Here is a 5,646-nt window from a genome sequence, read left to right as displayed (position 1 = left end):
GGGTACAGTGGCGCGCAGTGGGGGGCGGAGGCGCTGTCAGGCTGACCAGGGTGGGGTTTGAACGGCCATGAATCTCTCGGGTACGGGCGAGGAGGCCGCCGATGTTCCTCGGCAGCCACACGCCACGACTCGACGACAAAGGCCGGCTCACCCTGCCGGCGAAGTTCCGCGAGGAGCTGGAGGGGGGGCTCGTGATCACCAAGGGGCAGGAACGCTGTCTCTACGTGTTCCCCATGGCTGAGTTCACCCGGATCAGCGAGTCCCTGCGGGCCGCGCCTGTTACGGCAAAAGCTCTACGGGATTACAGCCGCGTCTTCTTTTCCTCGGCTTCGGACGATGTTCCCGACCGGCAGGGACGGATCACCATCCCGCCGGCCCTGCGGACGTATGCGGAACTCACCCGGGACTGCGTCGTCAACGGCGCGAACACCCGGGTGGAGATCTGGGACGCGGCCCGCTGGGAGACCTATCTGGCCGGCCAGGAGGAGAACTTCGCCGCGCTTTCCGAGGAGGTGTTGCCCGGCGTCATCTGAGCGTCGTCCGAACGTCATCGTCCGAAGCGGACACACTCGGCCGGGAGCGCCGACCGACTACCGTCGGCAGTCCTCGCGCCGCCCTCGGTGCCGCTGCAGCCCGGGGCATCAGGTGTGCGCCGAGGTCTCCCCCCGCTCCATACCGGACACCACTTCCCCGGTGTCCGGTGGCGTGAGCGGGGCGGGACCTGGGCACACGCCGGGCCCTCGGGACCGGTGATGACGCCAGGCCGCCTTGGCGCACGTGTTTCCCGCATATCCGCACGCCCAGCAGTCACCCGGTAGCAGCTATCCGGTAGCAGTCATCCGGCCGGCTGTCGCGCAGCCGACAGCACCGGTTCGTCACATCCATTCACATCGTCTGTAGGTGTACACCGCGATTTTCACCGAGCGCGATCGCGGATGAACCGCATCTTTCCCGCCGCGAGGTTCACAAAACCGTTCGAGGAGGTCGAGGTGGAGGCCACACACACCCCCGTCCTCTCCGACCGTGTCGTCGCCCTGCTGGCGCCGGCCCTGCTCAGGCCCGAGGCGGTGCTGGTCGACGCCACCGTGGGCCTCGCCGGTCACGCGAGCGCGTTACTCGACGCCTGCCCGACGGCCCGCCTGATCGGTCTCGACCGCGATCCGCAGGCGCTGGAGCACAGCCGCGCCCGGCTGGCCGACCGGGCCGACCGGGCCACCCTGGTGCACGCCGTGTACGACCAGCTGCCGACCGTCCTGGACGCCCTCGGCCTGACCGAGGTGCACGGCGTGCTGTTCGACCTGGGCGTCTCCTCGCTGCAACTCGATTCCGACGAGCGGGGATTCAGCTACTCCCGGGACGCTCCCCTGGACATGCGGATGGACCCCGGCCGGGGCCGCACCGCCGCGGACGTCGTGAACACCTACGACGCCGACGAGCTCACCCGCATCCTCCGCCACTACGGAGAAGAACGCTTCGCCCGCCGAATCGCCTCGGCCGTGGTCGCCGAACGCGCCCGTGAGCCGTTCGTGTCCTCGGCGCGGCTGGCCGATCTCGTCCGCCGGACTATTCCGGCCGCAACACGTCGTAACGGTGGAAATCCAGCAAAACGTACGTTCCAGGCGCTGAGGATCGAGGTGAACGGCGAACTCGAGGCACTCGCCCGGGCGCTGCCGGCAGCCCTCGACGCGCTCGCTGTCGGGGGGAGACTCGTCGTGCTTGCCTACCACTCGCTCGAGGACCGCATGGTCAAGCGGGCGTTCGCCGCGCGGGTACGCCCTGACGTACCGCCGGATCTGCCCGTGATCCCACCGGATGCCGCACCGACGATGCGCTGGCTCACCCGCGGTGGGGAGACACCGTCTGCGGACGAGGTGGCGGCCAACCCGCGGGCCTCCGCGGCGAAACTGCGCGCCGTCGAGCGGATCGCCCCGCCGTCCGGGACGTCCGGGATATTCGGAGCATTCGGGACGCCTGGGCCGGCCGGCCCAGGCGGGGCAGCCGGAGGTGCGGCATGAGCGCGCTGGCCCCCCTGCTGGCGCGGCAGGGCCGGGGCAGGGCGAAGGCGGCCACGCCGCCCGCCCGCACGCCGCACCAGGCCGCCCGCGCCGACCGCTACGGCTACGCGGCGTCGGCCGCGGTGTACGACACGCTGCCCGCCTCGGCGGCGGTCCGGGGGCACGCCGACACCGCCATCCCGATCCCGTCCCTGGGCGGGCGAGCCGGTGGGCCGGCGGGCGGGGCGGCCACCGCCGCCCCGGTCCTGGACCGGCCACGCCGGCGGGTGGACGGGCTGGGCCGGCCGTCCACGCCGTCACCGCTGCGTGTCGGCCAGCCCCCCGTGCGCGGGAACGCTCCCCGGGCGCCCTTCGTCATCCTGTTGCTGCTGCTCATGGGCGCGGGCCTGATGGGCCTGCTGCTGCTCAACACGGCGCTCGCGCAGAGCGCGTTCAAGGTCCACGACCTGGGGCAGGACTCGTCCGATCTCATGGACGAGGAACAGGCGCTGTCCATGCGGCTGGACAACCTGTCCGACCCGGCGAACCTCGCCGCCCGGGCGGCGCAGCTCGGCATGGTCCCCGGCGGCATCCCGTACTACCTGCCGGCCGGCGCCCCGCTCCCGCCCGGTGCCAGGGTGATCGGTGCGGAGCCGTCCTCCGGCTTCGTCGTCGTGGTGGTGCCGCCACCGGGCCGGCCAGCCGGCGGTGCTGTGGGCCCTGGAGCCACGGCGGGTACTGGAGCCACGACAGGCTCCAGCGCCACGGCGGGCTCTGGAGCCACGGCGGGTACGGGCAGTGCGCAGCCGGCAGCCGCACCGGCCGCCGGCGTACCGGCTGGTGGCGCACCGGCCGCCGTGGGAGGCCCCGCTGGTGACGCGTCGACCGCGGGCGGGTCACCAGCCGCGGGTGCCCGGTGAGCTCCACAGTGCACCGTGGGGCCGCGCGTGGCCGATCGCGATCACGTAAAGCATCCACTCCTGTTCGTAGTGGCGCTGTTGATCGGTGGTACGAGTATGAGGATGGCCACGGCGGGTTCGCCGCCGGCTACGCCGATCCGGACGGCTACCGGGCCACGGCCGCCGGTTCCGCCTCCCGTACCGCCCACGGGGATCCCCACCGCTGGGGCGGCGGCCCCGACGACGGCTACGTCGACGACAGCTACTCCGGCTACGACCACCCCGACTACGACCACCCAGGCTATGGCCAGGGCTACTCCGGCTACGGCTACTCCGGTTACTCCGACTACGACCACCCTGACGACAGCTACCGCGAGGGCGGCGCGTCCGGACGCGACGGATACGTCCATGACCAGGACGAATATGTCCATGACACGGACGGTCACCAGCTGGACCGCAGCCGGGTGGGCGGGCGGCGCCCGGGCCGGTCGTCGAACCAGCGCCGGGGACGCAGGCCCGTTCGTACCGGGAGCCACCAGCCGACCATGCCACGTGGCCGGACGGGCGGACCGGGTGGCACCACGGCTCATCCCTCAGCCCGTTCGTCAGCCCGTCCCGCGGCCCGGCCGGCGGCGCGCGTCGCCGCGTCCCGGCCGCCCATGCGGCTGGGTAGCCCGCGCCGCAGGCTGCGGGTGTCGGTCGTCGTTCTCTGCGCGGCGCTGGTCGTGCTCGCCGGTCGGCTGACCCAGCTGCAGGCGTTCCAGGCTTCCACCTACGCCGAACGCGCCGAGCAGCAGCGGCTGCGGACGGTGGCGTTGCCCGCGGTCCGCGGTGTCATCACCGACCGCAGCAGAGCGACGCTGGCGCAGGACGTCGAGGCGCGCGCGGTCTACGCCGACCCGCACGACGTCACTGACGCGAAGGCCGTGGCCACCGCCCTCGCGCCGCTGCTCGGCGTGCCCGCCGACACCCTGCAGCCGAAACTCGCCGGCAGCGGACGTTTCGCCTACCTGGCCCGGAGCCTGGACCCGGCGGTGGGCAAGGCCGTGACCGACCTGAGGCTGCCTGGCATCGGCGTCCTGGAGGAGCGCCGGCGCCTCTACCCGTCCGGCACGCTCGCATCCAACGTCGTCGGGTTCACCACGATCGGTGACAACGAAATGATCGTCGGCAGCGGCGGCATCGAAAGCGCCTACGATCGGGTGCTGCGCGGGACAGACGGCCTGCGCCGGGTCGAGGTCGACCCGGCCGGGCGGATGATCCCGTCGGCGGCCAGTCGGGAATCCGACCCGGTGCCGGGCTCGAGCGTGCGGCTGACCCTCGACCGCGACATCCAGTGGGCCGCGCAGCAGGCGCTGGCCGAGGCCGTGCGCACGACCCACGCCGACGGCGGCAGCGTCGTGGCCATGGTTCCGGACACCGGGGACATCCTCGCGATGGTGGACGCGCCCGGTTACGACCCCAACAAGGTCGCCGCCGCCGATCCGGCCACTCTGAAGAACCGCGCCACCCAGGACGTCTACGAGCCTGGCAGCGTCAACAAGGTCATCACGATGGCCGCGGCGATCGACCGTGGCCTGATCACGCCGGAGACCCCGGTGACGGTGCCGCCGAACATGCGCATCGCGGGCCGGACCTTCACCGACGCCGAGCCGCACGGGGTCGAGCACCTGACCGCGGCCGGGGTGCTGGCCAGGTCCAGCAACCTCGGGACGATCCAGATCGCGCGCAAGATCGGCCCGGCCGGCCTGGAGAGCGCGCTGCGCGACTTCGGCCTCGGCGCCAGGACCGCGCTGCGCTTCCCCGGGGAGAGCGCCGGCATCCTGCGGCCCGCCGCCGAGTGGGACGTCCAGCAGGCGGCCACGATCTCCTACGGGCAGGGGATGTCCGCGACCGCGATCCAGATGGCCTCGGTCTACGCCACCATCGCCAACGGGGGCGTGCGGGTCGAGCCCCGGCTGGTGGACAGCACCATCTCCCCGGACGGGGCCGTGCGCGCCACGCCCCGCCAGCCCGGCGTCCGGGTGATCAGTGAGGCCACCGCGGCCACGGTCTCGCAGATGCTGGAGTCGGTGACCACCGACTCGGGGACCGCGCCGTTGGCGGCCATCGACGGATACCGGGTGGCGGGCAAGACCGGGACGGCGCAGCGGGTGGGCCCCACCGGCCGCTACGACGGCTATGTCGCGTCGTTCGTGGGTTTCGCCCCGGCCGACCAGCCCCGGGTGGTCGTCGAAGTGGTCCTGGACAACCCCCGCGACGGCCATTTCGGCGGGACGGTCGCCGCGCCGGTGTTCCAGCGGGTGATGACCTTCGCGCTGACGACGCTGGGTGTGCCTCCGTCCGGCACGAGCGCGCCGAAGCTCGTTCTCGATCTGGACGCGGGTCGTTGACCCGCCGTGCCCGTCGTGACCCGACGCAGGTCCCGGCGGGCCGGCTACTAGTGTCGTTGCCGTGACCTCACCGGTGTTGCGTCCGGTCGCCTCGCCCGCACGGGCGCTCACCGAGCTGACCGTCGGATACGACGGTCTCGCGGTGACCGGCGGTGCTGTGGCGGGTGTTGTCGTCCGCGGGATCACCCACGACTCCCGCGCGGTGCGTCCTGGCGACCTGTACGCGGCCCTGCCCGGCGCGCGCGCACACGGGGCCGCCTTCGTCCGGCAGGCGGTCGCGGCCGGGGCCGTGGCCGTGCTGACCGACCGGGCCGGCGCCGACCAGATCGCGGCGACGGCCCGGTCGGTCGGCACGGGCAC

5 protein-coding genes are annotated in these 5,646 nt (G+C 72.9%); all 5 read left to right on the top strand.

Translation table 11 applies throughout. The features are described 5' to 3' along the window. The first annotated feature begins 101 nt into the window (after nt 1–101). Nucleotides 102–533, top strand: coding sequence for a division/cell wall cluster transcriptional repressor MraZ (mraZ, locus tag CM1CMNOD_RS14370; protein WP_013874324.1), 432 nt, complete (start codon nt 102–104; stop codon nt 531–533). 402 nt (nt 534–935) lie between these two features. After that, complete coding sequence (gene rsmH, locus CM1CMNOD_RS14365) at nt 936–2,015, top strand: 16S rRNA (cytosine(1402)-N(4))-methyltransferase RsmH (RefSeq protein WP_013874323.1); 1,080 nt, start codon at nt 936–938, stop codon at nt 2,013–2,015. After that, complete coding sequence (locus CM1CMNOD_RS14360) at nt 2,012–2,914, top strand: hypothetical protein (protein ID WP_013874322.1); 903 nt, start codon at nt 2,012–2,014, stop codon at nt 2,912–2,914. Before rsmH ends, CM1CMNOD_RS14360 begins: the two co-directional genes overlap by 4 nt. Continuing rightward, nucleotides 2,911–5,286, top strand: a complete 2,376-nt coding sequence (locus CM1CMNOD_RS14355) for a peptidoglycan D,D-transpeptidase FtsI family protein (protein WP_237702780.1) — start codon at nt 2,911–2,913, stop codon at nt 5,284–5,286. Before CM1CMNOD_RS14360 ends, CM1CMNOD_RS14355 begins: the two co-directional genes overlap by 4 nt. 61 nt (nt 5,287–5,347) lie before the next feature. After that, nucleotides 5,348–5,646, top strand: a 299-nt coding sequence (locus CM1CMNOD_RS14350) for a Mur ligase domain-containing protein (RefSeq protein WP_242625455.1), incomplete at its 3' end; no start/stop codon positions are given.

The organism is Protofrankia symbiont of Coriaria myrtifolia, from assembly GCF_900634755.1.
Lineage (GTDB): Bacteria > Actinomycetota > Actinomycetes > Frankiales > Frankiaceae > Protofrankia > Protofrankia coriariae.
The sequence above is the reverse complement of the archived record's forward strand: the minus strand, read 5'-3'. Positions and strand labels throughout refer to the sequence as shown.